Annotated in this window: 20 protein-coding genes and 5 tRNA genes; 24 read left to right on the top strand and 1 reads right to left on the bottom strand. The window is 40.1% G+C overall.

Annotated features, from left to right (window positions below):
• Positions 1 to 14 precede the first annotated feature (14 nt).
• The 23 genes from sdaAB to rplL all read left to right on the top strand — a co-directional run bounded on the left by sdaAB (position 15) and on the right by rplL (position 17,355).
• The gene (sdaAB, locus tag RYO55_RS03970) at positions 15 to 677 is read left to right on the top strand and encodes an L-serine ammonia-lyase, iron-sulfur-dependent subunit beta (RefSeq protein ID WP_314984240.1); all 663 of its coding nucleotides are present in this window, start codon (positions 15 to 17) and stop codon (positions 675 to 677) included.
• Between the two features lie 11 nt (positions 678 to 688).
• On the top strand, positions 689 to 1,561 hold the full coding sequence (gene sdaAA / locus RYO55_RS03965; protein ID WP_270279132.1) for an L-serine ammonia-lyase, iron-sulfur-dependent, subunit alpha: 873 nt from the start codon (positions 689 to 691) through the stop codon (positions 1,559 to 1,561).
• 69 nt (positions 1,562 to 1,630) lie between these two features.
• Positions 1,631 to 3,049: a CCA tRNA nucleotidyltransferase gene (locus RYO55_RS03960; protein ID WP_314984238.1), complete on the top strand. Its 1,419-nt coding sequence runs from the start codon at positions 1,631 to 1,633 to the stop codon at positions 3,047 to 3,049.
• A complete protein-coding gene (locus tag RYO55_RS03955) occupies positions 3,049 to 5,016 on the top strand; it encodes a penicillin-binding transpeptidase domain-containing protein (protein ID WP_182825950.1) in 1,968 nt (655 codons plus the stop codon). Before RYO55_RS03960 ends, RYO55_RS03955 begins: the two co-directional genes overlap by 1 nt.
• A 100-nt stretch (positions 5,017 to 5,116) precedes the next feature.
• Entirely contained in the window at positions 5,117 to 5,944 is an 828-nt protein-coding gene (locus tag RYO55_RS03950) for a bifunctional 5,10-methylenetetrahydrofolate dehydrogenase/5,10-methenyltetrahydrofolate cyclohydrolase (protein WP_270278914.1), read from the top strand.
• Positions 5,937 to 6,278 carry a hydrogenase maturation nickel metallochaperone HypA gene (locus RYO55_RS03945; RefSeq protein WP_008714928.1) on the top strand — a complete coding sequence of 114 codons (342 nt, stop codon included), beginning with the start codon at positions 5,937 to 5,939 and terminating at the stop codon, positions 6,276 to 6,278. Before RYO55_RS03950 ends, RYO55_RS03945 begins: the two co-directional genes overlap by 8 nt.
• Before the next feature lie 15 nt (positions 6,279 to 6,293).
• Positions 6,294 to 6,947, top strand: coding sequence for a hydrogenase nickel incorporation protein HypB (hypB, locus tag RYO55_RS03940; protein WP_270278913.1), 654 nt, complete (start codon positions 6,294 to 6,296; stop codon positions 6,945 to 6,947).
• Complete coding sequence (locus RYO55_RS03935) at positions 6,944 to 8,365, top strand: hypothetical protein (protein ID WP_270278912.1); 1,422 nt, start codon at positions 6,944 to 6,946, stop codon at positions 8,363 to 8,365. The genes hypB and RYO55_RS03935 overlap by 4 nt, the downstream gene beginning before the upstream one ends.
• A gap of 28 nt (positions 8,366 to 8,393) precedes the next feature.
• The gene (gene brxF, locus RYO55_RS03930; RefSeq protein WP_004695092.1) at positions 8,394 to 8,858 is read left to right on the top strand and encodes a BREX-3 system P-loop-containing protein BrxF; all 465 of its coding nucleotides are present in this window, start codon (positions 8,394 to 8,396) and stop codon (positions 8,856 to 8,858) included.
• 447 nt (positions 8,859 to 9,305) lie between these two features.
• Positions 9,306 to 9,381, top strand: a tRNA-Thr gene (locus RYO55_RS03925).
• Positions 9,382 to 9,391: 10 nt separating this feature from the next.
• Positions 9,392 to 9,476, top strand: a tRNA-Tyr gene (locus RYO55_RS03920).
• A gap of 5 nt (positions 9,477 to 9,481) precedes the next feature.
• A tRNA-Met gene (locus RYO55_RS03915) sits at positions 9,482 to 9,557 on the top strand.
• Positions 9,558 to 9,588: 31 nt separating this feature from the next.
• Positions 9,589 to 9,664, top strand: a tRNA-Thr gene (locus RYO55_RS03910).
• A 5-nt stretch (positions 9,665 to 9,669) separates the two neighbouring features.
• Positions 9,670 to 9,746 (top strand) — tRNA-Met (locus tag RYO55_RS03905).
• 180 nt (positions 9,747 to 9,926) lie between these two features.
• Positions 9,927 to 11,114 carry an elongation factor Tu gene (gene tuf / locus RYO55_RS03900; protein WP_012864763.1) on the top strand — a complete coding sequence of 396 codons (1,188 nt, stop codon included), beginning with the start codon at positions 9,927 to 9,929 and terminating at the stop codon, positions 11,112 to 11,114.
• Positions 11,115 to 11,449: 335 nt separating this feature from the next.
• Positions 11,450 to 13,687, top strand: coding sequence for a nitric-oxide reductase large subunit (locus RYO55_RS03895; RefSeq protein ID WP_004693527.1), 2,238 nt, complete (start codon positions 11,450 to 11,452; stop codon positions 13,685 to 13,687).
• A 270-nt stretch (positions 13,688 to 13,957) separates the two neighbouring features.
• Entirely contained in the window at positions 13,958 to 14,107 is a 150-nt protein-coding gene (gene rpmG / locus RYO55_RS03890) for a 50S ribosomal protein L33 (RefSeq protein WP_004693530.1), read from the top strand.
• A gap of 43 nt (positions 14,108 to 14,150) precedes the next feature.
• Positions 14,151 to 14,372 carry a preprotein translocase subunit SecE gene (gene secE / locus RYO55_RS03885; RefSeq protein WP_004693531.1) on the top strand — a complete coding sequence of 74 codons (222 nt, stop codon included), beginning with the start codon at positions 14,151 to 14,153 and terminating at the stop codon, positions 14,370 to 14,372.
• A gap of 12 nt (positions 14,373 to 14,384) precedes the next feature.
• Positions 14,385 to 14,921 (top strand): transcription termination/antitermination protein NusG, encoded by a 537-nt coding sequence (nusG, locus tag RYO55_RS03880; protein ID WP_008602485.1) that lies wholly within the window; start codon positions 14,385 to 14,387, stop codon positions 14,919 to 14,921.
• 109 nt (positions 14,922 to 15,030) lie between these two features.
• A complete protein-coding gene (gene rplK / locus RYO55_RS03875; protein WP_004693535.1) occupies positions 15,031 to 15,456 on the top strand; it encodes a 50S ribosomal protein L11 in 426 nt (141 codons plus the stop codon).
• 76 nt (positions 15,457 to 15,532) lie between these two features.
• Positions 15,533 to 16,243, top strand: a complete 711-nt coding sequence (rplA, locus tag RYO55_RS03870) for a 50S ribosomal protein L1 (RefSeq protein ID WP_004693536.1) — start codon at positions 15,533 to 15,535, stop codon at positions 16,241 to 16,243.
• 175 nt (positions 16,244 to 16,418) lie between these two features.
• Positions 16,419 to 16,916, top strand: coding sequence for a 50S ribosomal protein L10 (gene rplJ / locus RYO55_RS03865; RefSeq protein ID WP_008602491.1), 498 nt, complete (start codon positions 16,419 to 16,421; stop codon positions 16,914 to 16,916).
• 70 nt (positions 16,917 to 16,986) lie between these two features.
• Positions 16,987 to 17,355, top strand: a complete 369-nt coding sequence (gene rplL, locus RYO55_RS03860) for a 50S ribosomal protein L7/L12 (protein ID WP_004693540.1) — start codon at positions 16,987 to 16,989, stop codon at positions 17,353 to 17,355.
• A gap of 42 nt (positions 17,356 to 17,397) precedes the next feature.
• On the opposite strand, the gene RYO55_RS03855 is transcribed toward rplL, so the two are convergent.
• Positions 17,398 to 19,038, bottom strand: a complete 1,641-nt coding sequence (locus RYO55_RS03855) for a glycosyltransferase family 39 protein (RefSeq protein ID WP_221741251.1) — start codon at positions 19,036 to 19,038, stop codon at positions 17,398 to 17,400.
• 294 nt (positions 19,039 to 19,332) lie between these two features.
• Here RYO55_RS03855 and RYO55_RS03850 point away from each other — a divergent pair, with 294 nt between their 5' ends.
• Entirely contained in the window at positions 19,333 to 20,748 is a 1,416-nt protein-coding gene (locus tag RYO55_RS03850) for an aspartate ammonia-lyase (protein WP_004696758.1), read from the top strand.
• Positions 20,749 to 20,942: the final 194 nt, after the last annotated feature.

The following is a 20,942-nucleotide window of genomic DNA, read 5'->3' as shown; positions in this document are numbered from 1 at the left end:
ATATAGAGGTATGTATGAACAGTATTTTTGATATTATAGGGCCTATTATGATTGGTCCGTCTAGTTCGCATACAGCGGGTGCTGCGCGACTAGGCAAGATGGCGCGGTGTATTTTTCGTGCTACTCCTAAAAAGGTAGATTTAACATTATATGGATCTTTTGCAAAAACTTATAAAGGTCATGGTACAGACCGTGCTTTGATTGGCGGTTTGTTGGGGTTCAAAGAGGATGATACGAATATTCGTATTGCTCATAAATTAGCTGAGAAAGAGGGGATGGAGTATAACTTTATCGAGTCTCCTCTCGATGTAGGTCATCCTAATGTAGTTCGTTTTGATATGTACGATGAACATAATCGTCATATGACTGTTATTGGTCGTTCTCTTGGTGGTGGTCAAATTATGATTACCGAAGTAGATGGCAATGATATGTCTATTACTGGCGATGAGTTTACCCTTGTCGTATTTCATGAGGATAGACCTGGTGCCATTTCTCTTGTGAGCCAAGCATTGAGTGAATCTGATATTAATATTGCTACGATGCGTGTGTTCCGTAAGGGTAAGCATAAGGATGCAGTGATGGTTATTACTACGGATACAGTGGTAAATCCTATTACAGTTCAGTTTATGCGCGAGTTTCCAGGCATCCAGGATGTGATGACCTTTGAAGCATTATAGGAGGGCGAATGATGAGTTATGCATATGATACAATTGCAGATATTATTCGCCTAGGTGAGGAAAACAATATTTCTTTTGGCGATGTAGTATTGCGTTATGAATTAGAGAATTACGACCGCAGTGAAGACGCGGTTGTTCGTGAAATAGAGAATCGCTTAGATATTTTTGAAAGCTCCATTCAAGATGGCATAGCTTATGCGGAGAAAACGGCTTCTGGTATGTCCGGTGGTCAAGCGGCACAGCTTAATGGGCAAACACCTCGTTTTATGAGTGATATTGCGTATAAGGCAATGACGTATGCTATTGCTGTAAATGAGGCAAATGCAAAGATGTTCCGCATTGTTGCTTGTCCTACGGCGGGTTCTTGTGGTGTTATGCCTGGTGCTGTGAAAGCCGTAGCGGACCACTACCAATTAGATAGAGCTACAGTGGTAAAAGGCTTCTTAGCTGCGTCTGGTATTGGTAATGTAGTAGCAAATCGCGCTTGTGTTGCTGGTGCTGTTGGCGGTTGCCAAGCGGAAATCGGTACAGCGGCGTGTATGGCGGCAGGGGCCATTGTTGAAATGATGGGTGGATCACCACGTCAAGTAGGTCATGCTGTTGCATTGTGCATGAAAAATTTATTGGGACTTGCTTGTGATCCGGTAGCAGGGCTCGTAGAGGTGCCATGTGTTAAGCGTAATGGCTTTTATGCAGTCCATGCTATTACTGCATCTGAAATGGCGTTAATGAATATTGAAAGCCAAATTCCACCAGATGAAGTCATTGAAGCGATGAATAATATAGGCCGTGCTATGCCGGCAGCATTGCGTGAAACAAGTGATGGCGGTCTTGCGGTGACACCGACAGGTACAGCTATTGCAGAACGAGTGCAATCCTTATAAGGATTGCACTTTTTTCATGCTTTCATTTGTAGTAAAATAAAGATTAGACTAGTTCAGAAAGGAGCGTGTATGATGGAACAAGCAAATCGAATATTGACCGTATTAGAAGAAGCCGGCCATGAAGCTTATATCATAGGCGGCGCTGTGCGCGATATTTTGATGCATCAAAAGCCACATGACTTCGATATTGTGACGTCTGCACGTCCCGATACAGTGATTGAGGTTCTTCGCGGTCATAATATTCAAACGACAGACCTCGTAGGAAAATCTTTTGGTGTAGTGGTAGCTACATTAGAGGGCAAGCCATATGAAATTGCTACATATAGAACAGAACGATATGGTGCAGATAGCCATCGTCCCGAAGAAATTACTTATGCCGATACCTTAGAAGAAGATGTGTTGCGTCGTGATTTTACTGTCAATGGCATGGCTATGAACCGTTATGGTGAAGTTATAGACCTTGTAGGTGGACGACGTGATATTAAACATAAGATGTTACGAACCATTGGTAATGCGCAGGAACGTTTTGAAGAAGATGCGTTACGATTATTTAGGGCGTGCCGTTTTGTGGCGAAGTTGGATTTCTTGGCGAGTAAAGATCTATTAGAGGCTATGCCTAAGGCTTTTCACCGCGTACCTGGCTTGTCTTTAGAACGTGTACGAAATGAGATTAATCGTCTCATGTTAGAGCCTGCGGTGGCTAAAGGCCTTGATGTCCTTGTTCAATCCCGCTTGGCAGAATGCTCTTGTCGTGTTGTAGAAAATGGTACGGCTCGGGAGGTTCCCATCTTGCCTGAACTATATCATCTCGTGAATTTGCCCCAAGAAAAGGACTTTCACGAATTCGATGGTTGGTATCATACACTAGCCGTTGTGTCCCATACGGAGCCGGATTTGGTGTTGCGTTGGGGTGCCTTATTACATGATGTGGCAAAGGGAATGCCAGCGGTACGTGCTGTTATTAATGGACGCCTTACGGATCGTGGGCATGATACACTAGGAGCGAAGATGACAGAAACGTTATTAACACGCCTAGGATATCCGAAGGCCTTTGTGCAACGAGTGGCGTGGATTGTGAAAAACCACATGCGTTTTCACTATTTTGTACAAAATGGGGAAGCTAATGAGAAAAAGTGGATCCGTAAAGAGGCTCGCAGCGGTGAGTTTCGAGATAGTCAAATTATGCGAACTGCATGGGAGCAATTATCTAAGGTTTGTGCTGCTGATGTGTTAGGCTGTGGGAAGCCTTATGCATCGACTGATGGCACCTTAGCCTTTGGTGAATGTATGGCAGATCTGAGCCTAGAGATGCCTATCCATACAAAGGATTTAAATTATGATGAACGTGTTATTAAGCTTGCAGGGAATAAAGTGGGGGAAGGATTGCAGTATTTATTAGGTCAGGTACAAAATGGAGTGATTACCAATGAACCAGATGCGCTATATGATGCATTAGACCATAAGTTACGCCGTCCAGTGGAGAAATGATGAAGTTATTAAATAAAGCGTTATTACGCATGAGTGATTGGAGTCGCACTACATGGTGCCTTGCCATACTCATGACCGTTGCTTTCGTCCTTATCGGTCGTTTAGCACAGTTACAGGTCTTTGATACCTTTGACCTAGAGAAGAAAAACTTATTACAAGTTCAAGTAGATAGAAAATTACAATCGCCGCGGGGTACAATCTATGACCGTAATGGCAAGCCATTGGCGATGAGTGTAGTTACAAAATCTTTATATGCGGATCCGAAGATGATTAAACAGTCTCCTCAAGAGATTGCGGAGCTCATCTCACCGTATGTAACGATGTCAAAAGAGAATATTGTAAAAGCTTTGCAAGAGGATACCGCCTTTGTCTGGTTGAATCGTATGATGGATGCAGACAAATCAAAAGCGGTACAACAAGTTATTAAGGATAATAATATTGCAGGCCTTAATTTCGTTGAAGAATCTAAGCGCTATTATCCAAATGGTGTCTTAGCGGCACAAGTATTAGGCTTTGTCGGCACTGATGATAAAGGGCTTGATGGTCTAGAAATGGTTCTCGATGACGAATTAAAGGGGGGCGTACAACAAGAAATTGTAGCTACTGATAATAAAGGGAATGCCATCTTTGGTTCCGTACTATCTAAATTTTTACCAGATAAGGGTAAAAGCGTAACCTTAACCATCGATGCAACAATTCAATTTATTGCAGAACGCGCTCTTGATAAGGCGATGGTTGATACAGGAGCTAAGCATGCCAGCGTTATCGTTATGGATCCAAAGACCGGTGAAATATTAGCGATGGCCAATCGTCCAAGTTATGATCCTAATAACTACAACCAAAGTGGTGAAGAGGCTTTCAAAAATATTGCGGTTACCAATTTATATGAACCAGGTTCTACATTCAAACCTATCATTGCATCTGCAGCTCTTGCAGCAGGCAAATGGAAGTTAGACACTGTGTATAACGATAAAGGGGCCTTCGCTGCCAATGGACATATCATTAGAAACTGGAATGGTGAGGGATATGGTCCTGTTCGTTTGCTAGATATTTTGAAGTACTCTATTAATACTGGTATGGCTGAAATTGGTACATTAACAGGGGCAGATATTCTCTCGAAATATGTACGTGATTATGGCTTTGGTTCTGAAACAGGTATTGAATTGCCTGGTGAAGGAGCAGGTATTTTGTATAATCCAGAGGATATGAGTAAGCTAGACGTTGCTACAATGTCTATCGGTCAAGGTATTGCGGTTACACCATTACAAATGGTTCGTGTCTTTGGTGCCCTTTCTAATGGCGGTGCTATGATGAAACCACATATCATCAAGTCTTATAGTAACTCTCAAGGCGATGTAACAAGTACGACTGAAACATCTGTTGTGGGACAACCAGTTCCGGCGGAAACCGCTAAAACCATTGTAGATATTCTAGAAAAAGAAGTATCCGAAGGTGGCGGTACAAAAGCGATGGTAGAAGGTTATCACTTCGGCGGTAAAACTGGTACGGCGCAAAAACTAGATACCAAACATGGCGGTTATCTCGACGGACAATACATTGCGTCCTTTATTGGCTTTGGCCCTGTAGAGGATCCAAAATTTGTAGTTCTTGTCGTTATTGATGACCCACAAAAGGGTTCTTATTATGGTAGTCAAATTGTAGCGCCAGTATTTAAAGACATCGTGTCTCAACTTGTACGGTACTACCAATTGAGCCCATATGTTAAAGATAGTACTCCTGTAGCTGTTAAACCTAGCAATACATTACCAGAGCCACATCTTTCTGGTGATGGTTCCGTAACATTACCTAATTTTACGGGCTTCACCTATGGTGAGGTACGTGATTGGTTACATAAGGCGGGACTTGCGTTTAAGCCAGATGGAACGGGTATTGCCGTTTCTCAAGATGAAAGTGGGGGCACTACTGTTCAACCCGGGACGGCAATTACCGTTCACTTTAGTAGATAATTAGAAATTATAGACAGTTCGTTATATAATAGAATAAGAGACTTTGGTGCCTCTCAGGAGGCACCTTTTTTATAAATAGTTTGAATGAATGGAGATACTTATGATCGAATTACGAGGGAAAGCGGTAGCAGATGCCCACAAGGCGATTTTACAAGAAAAAGTTGCAGCAGTAGGCAACTCTGTGATTACTATGGCAGTGTTACTTGTCGGTGAAGACCATGGCGCTCATATGTATGCTACATTTATGGAAAAAACAGCTAAAAATTTTGGCTATGGTTTTGTGCTAAAGCAATTGCCTGAAACGGCAACGCAAGATGAAGTAGTAGCGGCGTTGCATGAATTAAATACTGATCCATCTATTCATGGAATTTTACCGCTAATGCCAATGCCTAAACACATTGATATAGAAGCTCTTATCGATATGTTAGATCCTAAAAAAGATATTGATGGTCTTACAACATATAACATCGGTTTAGTAACAGCTGGTAAGGGTGGCTTTGCTCCTTGTACGGCTAAGGCTTGTATGGCTATTTTAAATCACTATAATATTCCTTTAGAAGGAAAACATGTGGTTGTAGTCGGTCGTAGCCAAGTTATCGGTAAACCTGTAGCGCTTATGGCACTCGCTGCACATGGTACTGTTACAATGTGCCATTCTAGAACTTCTGATCTAGTAGAGCAAGTAAAGCGTGGTGATATTATTATTGCTGCGGCTGGTCGTGCTCATATGATTACTGCTAATATGATTAAGCCTGGTGCTGTTGTTATTGATGTAGGTATTAATGAACTGGACGGCAAAACTGTAGGTGATGTTGATTATGATGCGGTAAAAGATATTGCATCTGCCATTACTCCTGTACCAGGAGGTGTTGGATCCGTAACAACGACAATGATGCTAGAAGCGGTATACGAGGCATATCATGCATGAGATGTCTATAGCAGAAGGTATTCTTGATGTAGCGCTCGATACCTTACGTCAACATGATGCGACAGTCATTCATTCTATTCAACTAGACTTAGGTTTAATGAGTGGGGTAGAACCGGATTCATTGCTATTTTGTTGGGAAGCCATTACGAAGGGAACACCTGCGGAAGGCTCACGCATAGAAATCAATACAGTTCCTATTGAAGGAAAGTGTTTAGATTGTGATAAAATATTTTTTGTAAAAAATTATACGTTTATTTGTCCTTATTGTGACAGCCATTTCGTACAAACTATAGGCGGTCGCGAGCTACAAGTGACCTCTATAGATATCGATTGATAGAAAGGTTAGGGCATGCAAGTTCAAGTTAAAACTAATGTACTGGCAAAAAACGATGCTATTGCAGAGTCCTTACAACAGTTGTTTAAGGAAAAGAATATATTTGTATTTAACCTGTTAGGTTCACCTGGGGCAGGTAAGACCTCCCTTTTGGAGGCAACCCTACAAGATTTAAAAAAGGAGTATCGCTTAGCCGTTATTGAAGGCGATTTATTTACGGCAAAGGATGCCAAGCGCATTCATGAGTTGGGTGTGCCTGTTATCCAGATTAATACGGTTGGTGGGTGCCATCTCGATGCACAGATGATTCAAGATGCCTTAGGTGATCTGAATCTTGATGACCTCGATATGATTATTATCGAAAATGTAGGCAATTTAGTGTGCCCTGCGGAATTTGAGATTGGTGAAAGCATGAAAGTAACGGTTTTATCTGTTACCGAAGGTGAAGATAAGCCCCTTAAGTATCCGTTAATCTTTAAAGAGTCTAAGGCCATCCTTATTAACAAGATTGATTTATTGCCCTATGTGCCTTTCAAAAAGGAGCAGGCAATACAAGATATCCGTAATTTAAATCCAAATGGAGAAATTTTTGAAGTAAGTTGCACCGCCCACAACGGTCTTGAACCATGGTTGAATTGGTTGCGTGCACAGTTGGAGAATAATCGATGAACTATTCTATGAAGAGCCGTATTGTAGCGGCCCTCCTTGTGGGTTTGTGTGCTACTACAATCAGTTATGCAGCAGAGCCTGCCATTTCCACTGTTAATCCAGTTGCAGTAGAAACTACTGATGACACTAACGTTGTAGCTCAAGATTCCGCTAATGCGAGCAATGATGGTAGTGTAGATGAAACTGGTGAGGTTGATAGCTTGTCTTACCTTGATAATGCACCAGTTAGAGTTGTTAAGCTAGACCCAAAAACGAAACAGGAAGGTTCTAAAACCGGATGGCTCGCAGAGCAAATGGCTGTAACTGAATTTGGTGATTCTATACAATTCTGGCAAGCGGCTAGTGAGAACGAAGGTCCTTTGCCGAGTATCACTCAGAATAATTTAGCTGATATTGGTAAGTCTTATACGGCAAACAGTTTACCGCCTTTAGGTTCTCAGGATGACTATGCTATCGGCACATACCGATTGGGAGATCAGTTTGAAGTTCCAAAAGATGTAGAAAAAACTGAGGTACGTGATAACTTTACTACGTATTACATGAAAGATGTAGCAGTAACTGTATATACTGGACCTGCTCAAGAATTGTTGGTTAACAATCAATTACGTGGGCAAGGGGCGACTTACTTCTTTGAACCAAATACTATTACAAATATTCATAGTACGAAAAAAGGCTCTAATACAGTACGCGACATTGGTCCTGGTAGCACACGGATGGAATTGATATTTGCCTATGGCAGTCCTAATGCGATGTGGCGTGATAAGAAAAATGAGACATATATTTTCCTTTATGAGGGGCATTCCGAAAATTCATTGCCTCAAAAAAAGGAGTTTAAGAGTCCCGTAGAGAATACAAATAGTGATAGCCAACAACAATCTATGCTTGGTCAGCAAAAAGAATATATTGCTTTCACCATTAAACAAAGTAATATAGAGGCTGTAGATATTATTAGTGGACAAGTATGGCCTAGATTTGGATTGCCGAAAGCTGAAGTGTATGATTTTGAAGCTGGTACACTTACGGCTGATGATTTTGTATTGCGTGGGTTCAAGTTGAATGACCATTTTGTTAATGATCCTAATAATGATTGGAAACATCAAGGCATATTGTTTGGTTCCACTTTTATTGGCTATAATGAATACGGTGTGAGTGTAGATAAAAAAGATCTTATCAATCGCGTATTATTAAATGTGTATACGCCTACACGTCGTGGAATCGCAATGGGTGATACCAAATATTTATTGCTCTTTGTGTATGGTATGCCAACTCGTATTGTTGAATCTACAACAAAGGCGGGGACGTCTACCGTATATGAATATAAAAATCCAGCGGCAAGCAACTCTTATTTACAGTTTGCCCTAGATGATAAAAACCAATATATCAAATCCGTTATGTTATCTGACCGTCCTGTAAAATAGGATAGGTCACAGCGAGGAGGCAAAGGGTATGGTTACTGTACAAGATGTAAAAGAACGTTGGGAAAAGATTCAAGGTGATGATGAACGTATATTGTTTATCGTTGGTGGTCCAGGTTCTGGTAAAAGTTTGCTAATTCGTGAACTGTCTGAGCAGAAGGGCTGGAAATACTTGGAAGCTAAGCAACTCATCGAGGAAGAGTTTTTGCTCGTGCCTCGTGATGAACGGCCTCAATTAGCGGAAGAAGTTATTTGCCGTGCTCTTAGTCGTAGCGATACGGAAGTAGTTCTGCTAGATGGTATTAATGTATTCTTTGCACCTATCTTAAATTTAAAACCATTTGAGTTGTTAAAAACTATTAGTAAGAAGTATCCTATTGTCGTTGGCTGGCGTGGACATATTGAAGGGGACCAGTTGTACTTAGAACATAACAATAATCCTAAACATGCTGTAGTTAGTATTGCACATCCAGATCATGTTATTGCAATCGACTAAAGGTATGTTTGAACATATTGGTTGAATATAGAAAAAACTATAAATGTATAGAAGGAGATAGCGGTCTATCTCCTTTTTTAGTTATATAATTACAGTTATTAGGTAAAAATATAGTTTTGTAACTTCCTATTATTTGATTCTACTAAACCTGAAATATGGATGGTAGTAAGTATGGACTAGCAAGGAATGCAACTATATAAAGGTATATAAAGAATATACTAGTAAATAAAAGTTGATTACTAGATATATTCTGAAAACAAGGCATTTTATAGAGGATTGATAAAATATAAATTTTTTTTGACAAAATACTTGCATAGGGTATCGTTTCATGTTATTATGATTAAGCACTAAGGGTGACCACAGTGAACGAAAAAACTTCAAAAAAGTTTTTAAAAGGTTCTTGACACTTAGTGTGCTAGGTGATACAATTCATCTTGTCGTAATGATGCTGGCGTAGCTCAATAGGTAGAGCAGCTGACTTGTAATCAGCAGGTTGTGGGTTCAATTCCTATCGCCAGCTCCATTTTATTTATGGAGGGATTCCCGAGCGGCCAAAGGGAGCAGACTGTAAATCTGCCGTCTTCGACTTCGAAGGTTCGAATCCTTCTCCCTCCACCATTCATAGCGGGGTGGAGCAGTTGGTAGCTCGTCGGGCTCATAACCCGAAGGTCGCAGGTTCAAGTCCTGTCCCCGCAACCATAAAAACCACAGTGAAATGATCGTTCATTGTGCTGGTGTAGCTCAGTCGGCAGAGCGTATCCTTGGTAAGGATAAGGTCACCGGTTCAATCCCGGTCACTAGCTCCATACATGGCGGCATAGCTCAGTTGGCTAGAGCAATCGGTTCATACCCGGTGTGTCCGCGGTTCAAATCCGTGTGCCGCCACCATTAAACCTCACCTTGGTGGGGATTTTTTTATTTCTTTACATATGACATGCTATTCTAAGACTTTGTATATATGGTATAATAATAGGTAAGGAAATCTTATATTCCATTGATAAATTAGGGTTAATATATTATATTAATACTAGAATGTAATTTGTTTTTGTGAAGGAGGATATAATCCTAATGGCAAAAGAAAAATTTGAACGTACGAAACCGCATGTTAACATCGGTACAATCGGTCACGTTGACCATGGTAAAACTACTTTGACTGCTGCAATCACTAAAGTATTGGCTGAAAAAGGTCAAGCTGACTTCCAAGATTACAGCATGATTGATAAAGCTCCAGAAGAACGTGAACGCGGTATCACAATCAACACTGCACACGTTGAGTATGAAACTGCTAACCGTCACTATGCACACGTTGACTGCCCAGGCCATGCTGACTATGTTAAAAACATGATTACTGGTGCGGCTCAAATGGACGGCGCTATCTTGGTTGTATCCGCAGCTGACGGCCCTATGCCTCAAACTCGCGAACACATCTTGTTGGCTCGCCAAGTTGGTGTTCCTGCAATCGTAGTATTCTTGAACAAAGCTGACATGGTTGACGATGAAGAATTGATCGAATTGGTAGAAATGGAAGTTCGTGAACTTCTTTCTTCCTACGAATTCCCTGGCGACGAAGTACCTATCGTTGTAGGTTCCGCGTTGAAAGCTTTGGAAGGCGACGCTCAATATGTAGCTAAAATTGACGAATTGATGGACGCTGTAGACTCCTACATCCCAACACCAGTTCGTGACACTGATAAACCATTCTTGATGCCTGTGGAAGACGTTTTCACAATCACTGGTCGTGGTACAGTAGCAACTGGCCGTGTTGAACGTGGTCAAGTAAACGTTGGTGATACTGTTGAAGTAGTAGGCTTGAAAGAAAAAGCTGAACAATATGTAGTAACAGGTCTTGAAATGTTCCGTAAAGTGTTGGATTCTGCAGTAGCAGGTGACAACGTAGGTGCATTGCTTCGTGGTGTTGATCGTAAAGACATCGAACGTGGTCAAGTATTGGCTAAACCAGGCTCCATCAACCCACACACAAAATTCAAAGCAGAAGTATACGTATTGACTAAAGAAGAAGGTGGCCGTCATACTCCATTCTTCTCCAACTACCGTCCACAATTCTACTTCCGTACAACAGACGTAACAGGTGTTGTAAACCTTCCTGAAGGTGTAGAAATGTGTATGCCTGGCGATAACGTAACAATGGAAATCGAATTGATTACTCCAATCGCTATCGAAGAAGGTCTTCGCTTTGCGATCCGCGAAGGTGGCCATACAGTAGGCGCTGGCGTAGTAACAGAAATCGAAGGTTAATACAAGTTTATAGCTCAATGTATCGATACATTAGCTATATAATTGAATTTTAGATTCAATAAAAGGGACCCGTTGGGTCCCTTTTATTTTATATATTTTGATGATTAAGAGTATAGGATTGAATCACTAATATATTGAAACAATGATGATTTTGTAATGTGACATATACGTTGTATTCAGGCTTCAAAGAATAATCATACTATTGATACAAATTGAGAAGAAATTTTAATATATTGTAACCTTAGATACAACTTTATTTATAAAATTAGTGTATATTATATATAAGGAGAGCATAGGCTCTCTTTTTGTGCTTTTATAGAAAAGGAGGTAATGTGATGGGCGAATACAAAAAGTATTGGATAGCCGTAGTAGCAGTTCTTATTATTGGATTCTCTATTCTTGGCTATTTGGGTACTGATGTATATCATCAAGCGCCACCGGTACCAACCGCGTATGTATCTCAAGATGGACAGGTTTTGTTCACTAAGGATGATATCTTACATGGTCAATCGGCTTGGCAATCTACAGGTGGTCAATCTGTAGGGACCGTACTAGGTCATGGCGCATATCAAGCCCCGGACTGGACAGCTGATTGGTTGCACAAAGAAGTGTCCGTAATGCTTGATATCAAGTCTCAAGAAGCTTTTGGTGTTCTTTATGAACAGTTAGGTGATGTGCAGAAAGCGGCTGTTAAAGAAGCAGTTAAAGCAGAGTACTTTAACAGTGCTGTTCGTGAAGATGGAACTGTTGTGCTTTCACCGGAACGTATTACAGCGATGAATTTAACCGGACAATATTTTATTGAACTGTATGGTGATAACCCTAAATTGTCCGAAACACGCGATCATTTTGCGATGAAAGACAATACGTTGCCAGAATTAAAAGATCGTATTGATATGGCACGATTCTTCTTCTGGACTACGTGGATGGCATCGACTCAACGCCCTGGTACAGATGCAACATACACCAACAATTGGCCTCACGAGCCATTGTTAGATCATAATCCAACACCGGAAAGCGTAGCTTGGTCTGTTGTGAGTGTTATTATTTTACTTTGTGGTATTGGTATTGTCGTATGGATGTGGGCATTCGGTCGCAAACAAGATGAACATGAATTAACACCACCTGCGGAAGATCCAATTTCCAAATTGCATCTCACACCATCTCAACGGTCTTTAGGAAAATATTTATTTACGATTTTGGCATTATTTTTACTCCAACTTGGTATGGGTGGTATCATTGCGCACTACACCGTAGAAGGACAGGCTTTCTATGGCATTCCATTGGCGCAGTATTTCCCATATTCTATTGCTCGTACTTGGCATATTCAAGCATCCTTGTTCTGGATTGCGATGGCATTCTTGAGTGCCGGTTTATTCTTGGCGCCGATTATTAATGGCGGTAAAGATCCTAAGTTCCAAAAATTGGGCGTGGATATTTTGTTCTGGGCACTCGTTGTGTTGGTAGTGGGTTCCTTTACAGGTACATATTTAGGTGTTGCTCATGAGATTCCGGCGTCTCTAAACTTCTACTTGGGTCACCAAGGATATGAGTTTATCGAGTTGGGGCGCGTATGGCAATGGATTGAATATATCGGCATTCTATTTTGGCTTGTACTCATGGTGCGCAGCATCATTGGTGCTTTCAAAAATAAAGGGGATAAAAACCTTATTGCTGCCTTTATTTTCTCCGTTGTGATGGTCGGTATTTTCTATGGACCAGGTCTTTTCTACGGAGAACACAGCCACTTGGCAATCATGGAATACTGGCGCTGGTGGGTTATTCACCTTTGGGTAGAAGGATTCTTTGAAGTATTCTCTACTACGTTGATGGCCTTTATTTTCGTAACACTTGGTCTCGTATCTTACCGTGCAGGTACCATAGCAGCGATTTCGTCCGGTGCCATTTACCTTATCGGCGGTATCCCTGGTACATTCCATCATCTTTATTTCACCGGTGTTACATCGACTATCGTGGCCACAGGGGCATCGTTCTCCGCGTTGGAAGTAGTGCCTCTTGTACTCTTGGGATATGAAGCGTTTGAAAATTATACACGCCTTCATAGTGCTCCTTGGATGCATCGACTAAAATGGCCTGTATACTGCTTCATTGCCGTATCCTTCTGGAACTTGGTGGGTGCAGGCATCTTCGGCTTCTTAATTAATATGCCGGTTTCCTTGTTCTATATTCAAGGTCTAAATACGACAGCTGTTCATGCTCATACGGCGTTGTTCGGCGTATACGGGTTCTTGAGTTTAGGCTTTGTATTCCTCATCGCTCGTTATATTCGACCTGAAGTGGAATTTAACGACAAGTTGATGAAATTCGGTTTCTGGGCATTGAATTGGGGCCTTGCGTTAATGGTTCTTATCAGTCTATTGCCAATTGGCTTGATTCAAAGTTGGGCAAGTGTTACACAAGGCTTATGGCTCGCTCGCAGTGAAGACTTTATGCAACAACCATTGTTACAAAATTTGCGTTGGCTTCGCATGGTTGGCGATACCATCATGATATTGGGGGCATTGGCCTTCTTCTGGCAAATCGTGAAAGTAACTTTCACAAAGAAACAGTAATAAACGAAGCAATAATAGTAAATATGTAATTATAATATTAAATATAATATATATAAGCTAACTATAAGCTAATATGACATGGCGTTCTTTGGGTAGACAAGGGGCGCCATTGTCTGTTATACTATCCATGTCAGGCATACGTGCCTGGCTTTTTTGAGTTGCTTAATTTCTTGACATCGCTTGCTACGTATGATATAGTTTTTTAGTATGTAGTCGAGCGTTTTCGAGTACAAGAGACAGATTAGTAAATATAAAGCGAGGTGTATCCGGATGCGTAATGCCATTACTTTAGCTTGCACAGATTGCAAACAACGCAACTATCAAACGAACAAGAATAAAAAGAACAATCCTGATCGTATTGAAATGATGAAATATTGCAAATTCTGCGGTAAACATACATTACACCGTGAAACAAAATAATTCTTATCATTCATTACCTGTTGATTTGAGGATGTGAAACACAATGGCAAAGTCTAACTCAGCAGTGCAGCAGCGTGGTGGATTTGGAAAATTCTTCCGCGGTGTGAAAGCTGAACTAAAAAAAGTAGTCTGGCCAACAAAAAAAGAGCTTATCAATTACACAATAGTAGTATTCTTAGTGACCATATTCATCGCTTTGATTATTTCTGTGCTTGATGGACTCTTTGCCCAACTTTTTAATACGTTGTTGCACTTTGTTGGATAAGGGGGCCATTACATGGAAGCAGATAAGAAGTGGTATGTAATTCATACCTATTCAGGCTACGAAAATAAAGTAAAAACCACTCTTGAACTTAAAGTTCAATCTATGGGGCTACAAGATGTGATCAGCCGAATTTTGGTGCCTCTTGAAGACGAAATAGATGAAAAAGATGGGGTTAAAAAAGTAGTAAAACGTAAGATATTTCCTGGGTATGTATTGGTGGAAATGGAAGTTAATGACCGTTCTTGGTATGTTGTACGCAACACGCCAGGTGTAACAGGTTTCGTTGGCTCTGCTACAAAACCAGTTCCACTTTCTGATTCCGAAGTAGAACATATACTTAAGTCTCAGGGCTTGGATAAGAAACCAACCATTAACGTTGATGTAGAAGTTGGTGAAACGGTTCGCATTACGTCCGGTGCCTTTGAAGATAAACTAGGTGTTATTACCGAACTTAACCCTGATAAAGGAACATTGAAACTTAGCGTAGAAATGTTCAATCGAGATACCGAGGTAGAGTTAGAGTTCTCTCAAGTTGAGAAAGCTCTTTAATATATAAATATAATAATATAACTCTAAAAAGAGCAATCGATTTTGGTTGCCAGTGGGAGGATGTATATCCGTTACCACCACAGTATAAGCATAGGAGGTTTAATTACCCATGGCTAAGAAATTAGTTAAACAAGTAAAACTACAAATTGAAGCCGCTAAAGCTACTCCAGCACCACCAGTTGGTCCTGCACTAGGTCAAGCAGGTGTTAACATCGTTGCTTTCACAAAAGAATTCAACGAACGTACTGCTAAACAAGCTGGCTTGATTATTCCAGTAGTTATTAATGTATATGAAGATCGTAGCTTCGACTTCATCACTAAGACTCCACCAGCTGCAGTATTGTTGAAAAAAGCTGCAGGTATTCCGAAAGGTTCTGGTGTACCTAACCGTGATAAAGTAGCAAAAGTAGGTCGCGATAAAGTTCGTGAAATTGCTGAATTGAAAATGCCTGACTTGAATGCTAATACCGTAGAACAAGGTATGCGCATGGTGGAAGGTACTGCTCGCAGCATGGGCATTGAAATCGTTGACTAATAAGCGTACGACTTGCGCATAAGGCGCAAATCGGTGGGAGGGAATTCCCGTTTGACCACATAAGGAGGATATTATAATGGCAAAAGTAGGTAAGAAATACGCTGAAGCAGTAAAACTTATTGAAGCTGGTAAATTCTACGAACCAGTAGAAGCAATTGAGTTGGTTAAGAAAACTGCAACTGCAAATTTCGATGAAACAGTTGAAATTGCTTTCAACTTGAATGTCGACCCTAAATACGCTGATCAACAAGTTCGTGGTGCAGTAGTATTGCCTCATGGTACTGGCAAAACTAAACGCGTTCTTGTATTCGCAAAAGGCGACAATATTAAGGCAGCTGAAGAAGCTGGTGCAGATTTCGTAGGTTCTGAAGAGTTAGTAGCTAAAATCCAAGGTGGTTGGAGTGACTTCGACGTAGTAGTTGCTACACCAGACATGATGGGTCAAGTTGGCCGTCTTGGTAAAATTTTGGGTCCTAAAGGCTTGATGCCAAACCCTAAAGTTGGTACAGTAACTCCAGACGTTGCTCGTGCAGTAAACGAAATCAAAGCTGGTAAAATCGAATATCGTACTGATAAAGCAGGTATTATCTCTTGCTCTATCGGTAAAGCATCTTTCGATGAAGAAAAATTACTTGACAACTACCGTACAATCGTTGATACTATTATCAAGGCTAAACCTGTAGCAGCTAAAGGTCAATACATTAAATCTGTAACCTTGTCCGCTACAATGGGCCCTGGTGTACCTTTGAACGTGTTCAAATTGAGCACTGTTTCCAAAGAGCAATAATTATATATGTCTCTTAGCTGTAGACGGCTGGTATGTATAATGGATGAAAATCCGCCCGCTGAGGCTGACACTAGAACAACCTAGGACTAGTTACGACCTCATCGCGTGCGATGGGGTCGTTTTTACGCTAAGATAGTACATAGAGCACCAAAAAAATCTACAAGGAGGTAATCTAATGGCTGTCACTGAATCAAAAAAAGCAATTGTTGCTCAAATGAAAGAAACTCTTTCTGAAGCAAAAGGTGCTGTATTGATTGGTTACTCTGGTTTAACTGTTGCGCAAGCAACTGATCTTCGTCGCAAAATGTTGGCTGAAGGTGTTGAATACAAAGTAATCAAAAATACTTTGACTCGTATCGCTGCAAACGAATTGAATCTTGAAGGTTTCGCTGAGCATTTAGAAGGCCCAACTGCGTTGGCTACTTCTAAAGATGATGCTGTTGCACCTGCTCGTGTAATCGAACAATTCATCAAAGCAACTGAAAAAGAAGTTGTAACAGTTAAAGCTGGTATCGTTGAAGGCGAAGTTATGGACGCTGCAGGCGTTAAAGCAATTGCATCTCTTCCAAACCGCGAAGGCATGCTTTCCATGTTGCTTTCCGTATTGCAAGCTCCTGTTCGCAATGTTGCATACGCTGTCAAAGCTGTTGCAGAAGCAAAACCTGCAGAATAATATTTTTTGCAAAGTATTCGTTGGCCGCTTGAGGCTGGCACTATAAACTAATTTATGGAGGAAATCTAAAATGGCATTGAACATTGAAAACATCGTTGCTGAATTGAAAGAAGCAACAATCCTTGAACTTAATGATCTTGTAAAAGCAATCGAAGAAGAATTTGGCGTAACTGCAGCAGCTCCTGTAGCTGTAGCAGCTGCTGGTGGTGCTGAAGGCGGCGCTGCTAAAGATTCCTTCGACGTAATCTTGAAAGATGCTGGCGCATCTAAAATCAACGTAATCAAAGTTGTTCGTGAAGCAACTGGTCTTGGCTTGAAAGAAGCTAAAGCTATCGTTGACGGCGCTCCTGCACCTGTAAAAGAAGGCGTAGCTGCTGAAGCTGCTGAAGCTTTGAAAGCTCAATTAGAAGAAGCTGGCGCATCCGTAGAATTGAAATAATTCTGGACATATTAAAGGCGTACCCTATGGGTACGCCTTTTTCTATTGGAGTTTATAAATTGATGCGAGTTTTGTTTTGTTAACTAATTTTGCCTTTGGATATGGTAATGCATTAGAGAAATCCTCATCATATTTTTTAGGAACGATGATATAGGCACCGCGATTATTTGTTGTATTACTTAAAAATGTTTCTTTAGTTATTGTAGGCATTAATGTTTTGCCTTCGGTCCATATAGAATCATCAGTTGTATCTACGAAAACTTGGGTGGGTATAGTATCCATGTAATATACAATAGAAGTATAGTAACTGCCATATACATATATTGGTTTTGATGTATCTTCGATGAACGTTCTAAACTGTAAACCAGATTGATTAAATAATATTGGTGGTACTGTAATTGTAATAGCTGAGTATAAAGTAATTAGTGGAACTAAAGCATATATTGCTAGTTTAAAAAATGATGTTATGTAGTATCGACCGATTAAAATCATACATACTATAATAAAGGAACCTACGATTAACGGTTTACTATCAAGACTTTTATCAAAAGCTGTAGCAAATGTAAAAATCATATAGTAAATACCTAGTGGTAGGGTAATTAAATAATTAAACTTTTTGAATGATTGAGTAAATTCACCGGTCTCTTTGTCAATAAGTAGTTCACAAATTTTTACAGCCGCCCATATTATACAAGGAATAATGGCAGGTAGGGTATAAGTTAGATACTTGGTAGCTACTAGAGAGTAGAAGAGTACTATAACTATAAACCATATAATACCTAATAGATCAAAATCATCTTTCCAGTTAAGAGCTTTTAAATGATAGACTATTACAGGTGTCCATGGTAATAGTGAAAGGGGCACAATTAATAGATAGTAATACCATACATCAAATTTAGGATGCTCAGATACAAGGGCTCGATCTACATTGTGTAGACCCAAGAATCCGGAAATAAACTGCTCACCGTGTATGGAATACATAGCAATATACCAAGGGCTAGCTATCGCTATAAAGACTAATAGTCCGAAGGGATTAAATAGTAATTTTATATCCTTTGAAAGTTGATAGATTTCATCCTTTCTATGGACTATATAGCGAGCACATACATAAATAAGTAATATTAGACCAGGTAAGATGATGCCTATAGGTCCTTTGGTAATTACAGCTAAGGCCGCAGCAATGTAAGCTTTCACCATAGCTGACTTGTCATTGTTGGTAAATGCTAAATAACTATATCCAAATATAGCTAGGGTGAAGAGAAATAGAAATCCGTCGGTTATAATTGCATGAGATATGTACCAAAACTGTAGTGTACTCATTAATAGAATAGCACAGAGTACACTAGCAAAAGTATTTTTAGATATGCGGTAAATTATATGATACATTAGGGCTACGCTGGCTCCCGCAACAAGCGTATTCGGTATACGAGATGTAAAGTCTGATATGCCAAATAGTTTGTACGTAATCATAAGTGCCCAATAGGTGAGCGGTGGTTTATCATACCATACGTGATCGTATATCATAGGGGATATCCATGAGTTATGTTTTAGCATGGTGATGGCGGAGAGAACATAGTTGGACTCCACCGGATCAGTGATTGGCAAATAGGCATTATAAAAGCCGTAGCTCAAAACGGTTAATAAAAAGAGCGCACCTATGCGCAGCATGTGATTGTTAATCATAGTTACTCCTTACTTACATAGTTTATATTATTGTACTATAGGGCGTGTAATATTTAAACCAATCAAAGATAAAAACATAGCCTTTATAAATATGGAGATAATATGGAGATAATATGGAGATAGTTACAAAAAAATAATTATTTATGAAATAATATATTGTATAGAATATTGTTTATTCGGAATACATGAAATGACTTTTATGTATACAAAATACATGCTATAATGAGCGCATAAGATAAAACCGTTTCATTAAACTATCATCTAATATATGAAATAGTGGAAAGAGGATCTATTATGAGAAAAGAACATGATTTCCTAGGTGAATTAGAAGTAGCGGATGAGTTATATTATGGTGTACAAACGATTCGTGCCTTAGAAAACTTCCATATTACAGGGAAACATTTAGACCAAGATTTTATTAAAGCTCTAGCGATGGTAAAAAAAGCATCTGCTTTAGCTAATATGAAAACAGGTCGCCTCAATGTATCTATCGGTAAAGCGATTGTTCAAGCAGCTGATGAAGTTATTGCAGGTGAATTTGCTGACCAATTTCCAGTTGATCCAATTCAAGGCGGTGCTGGCACTTCTGTGAATATGAATATGAATGAAGTGTTGGCAAATCGTGCTTGTGAAATTTTAGGCCATCCAAAAGGTAGCTATGATATTGTAAGCCCTAACAATCACTGTAACATGGCACAATCTACAAATGACGCTTTCCCAACAGCGATTAAAGTTTGTGCAATTTTGAAATCTAAACCGTTACTTGAAGCTTTGCAACGTCTTGTTGATGAGCTTGAGAAAAAAGCTGAAGAATATAGTGAAATTTTAAAAATGGGGCGTACTCATTTACAAGATGCGGTGCCTATTACATTGGGACAAGAGATGGGCGCTTATGCATCTGGTATTCGTCGTGGTATTAAACGTATTAAATCTGCCGTTGAAGGTGCACATGTAATCAACATGGGGGCCACTGCAGTTGGTACAGGCCTTAATGCTGAACCTAATTATATTCATGATGTAGCGTACGAATTAAGCGAAGTAGTAGGCGAACCGTTCTACACTGCGGAGAATTTAATCGATGCCACAAACAATACAGATGTATTTGCTGATATCTCTAGCGGTTTGAAGGTAACTGCACTTGTGTTGATTAAGATGGCAAATGATTTCCGCTTAATGGCATCTGGACCTCGCTGTGGCATTGGTGAATTAAAATTGCCTGCCCGTCAACCAGGCTCCTCTATCATGCCAGGAAAAGTAAATCCTGTTATCGCTGAAGTATTGAATCAAGTGTGTTACCAAGTTATCGGTAATGACCTTACTATTACATTAGCTGTAGAAAATGGTCAATTCGAGTTAAATGTTATGGAACCTGTATTGGCATACAACTTGTTCAATAACCTTTGCTACCTCAAAAACGGTGTAAATACATTCGTTGATAAATTGCTTGTTGATCTTGAAGTAGACCGTGAACAATGCGAGTACTGGTTGAATCGTTCCGTTGGTATCGTAACAGCATTGTTGCCACATCTTGGCTATGAAACAGCTTCTGCATTGGCGAAAGAAGCGTATGAAACAGGTCGAGCTATTCGCGATATCATCTTGGATCAAGGTTTATTGACTGAGGATGAAATTAATCATATTCTTTCTCCTAAAGAAATGACTCGCCCTGGTATCGCTGGTGCGAATCTTTTAAAACAAAAAGGCAACTAATTTATGGTTCTCTTTTGATACATGAATAAAGCATGAAAATAAAAGACTGTCAACCCTTTTGGTTGACAGTCTTTTTTAATACTGATAAAATCATATATTGCAAAAGTAGCGTTTTCTGCTTTTGGATGTAAAAACTATAACACAAATAGTGATGAGGTTTTCTTCCAAGGTTGTGCTTGGTTAATGGGAAGCAA

Source organism: uncultured Veillonella sp., from assembly GCF_963551295.1.
Taxonomy (GTDB): Bacteria; Bacillota; Negativicutes; order Veillonellales; family Veillonellaceae; genus Veillonella.
This window is presented reverse-complemented; position numbering and strand designations above follow the sequence as displayed.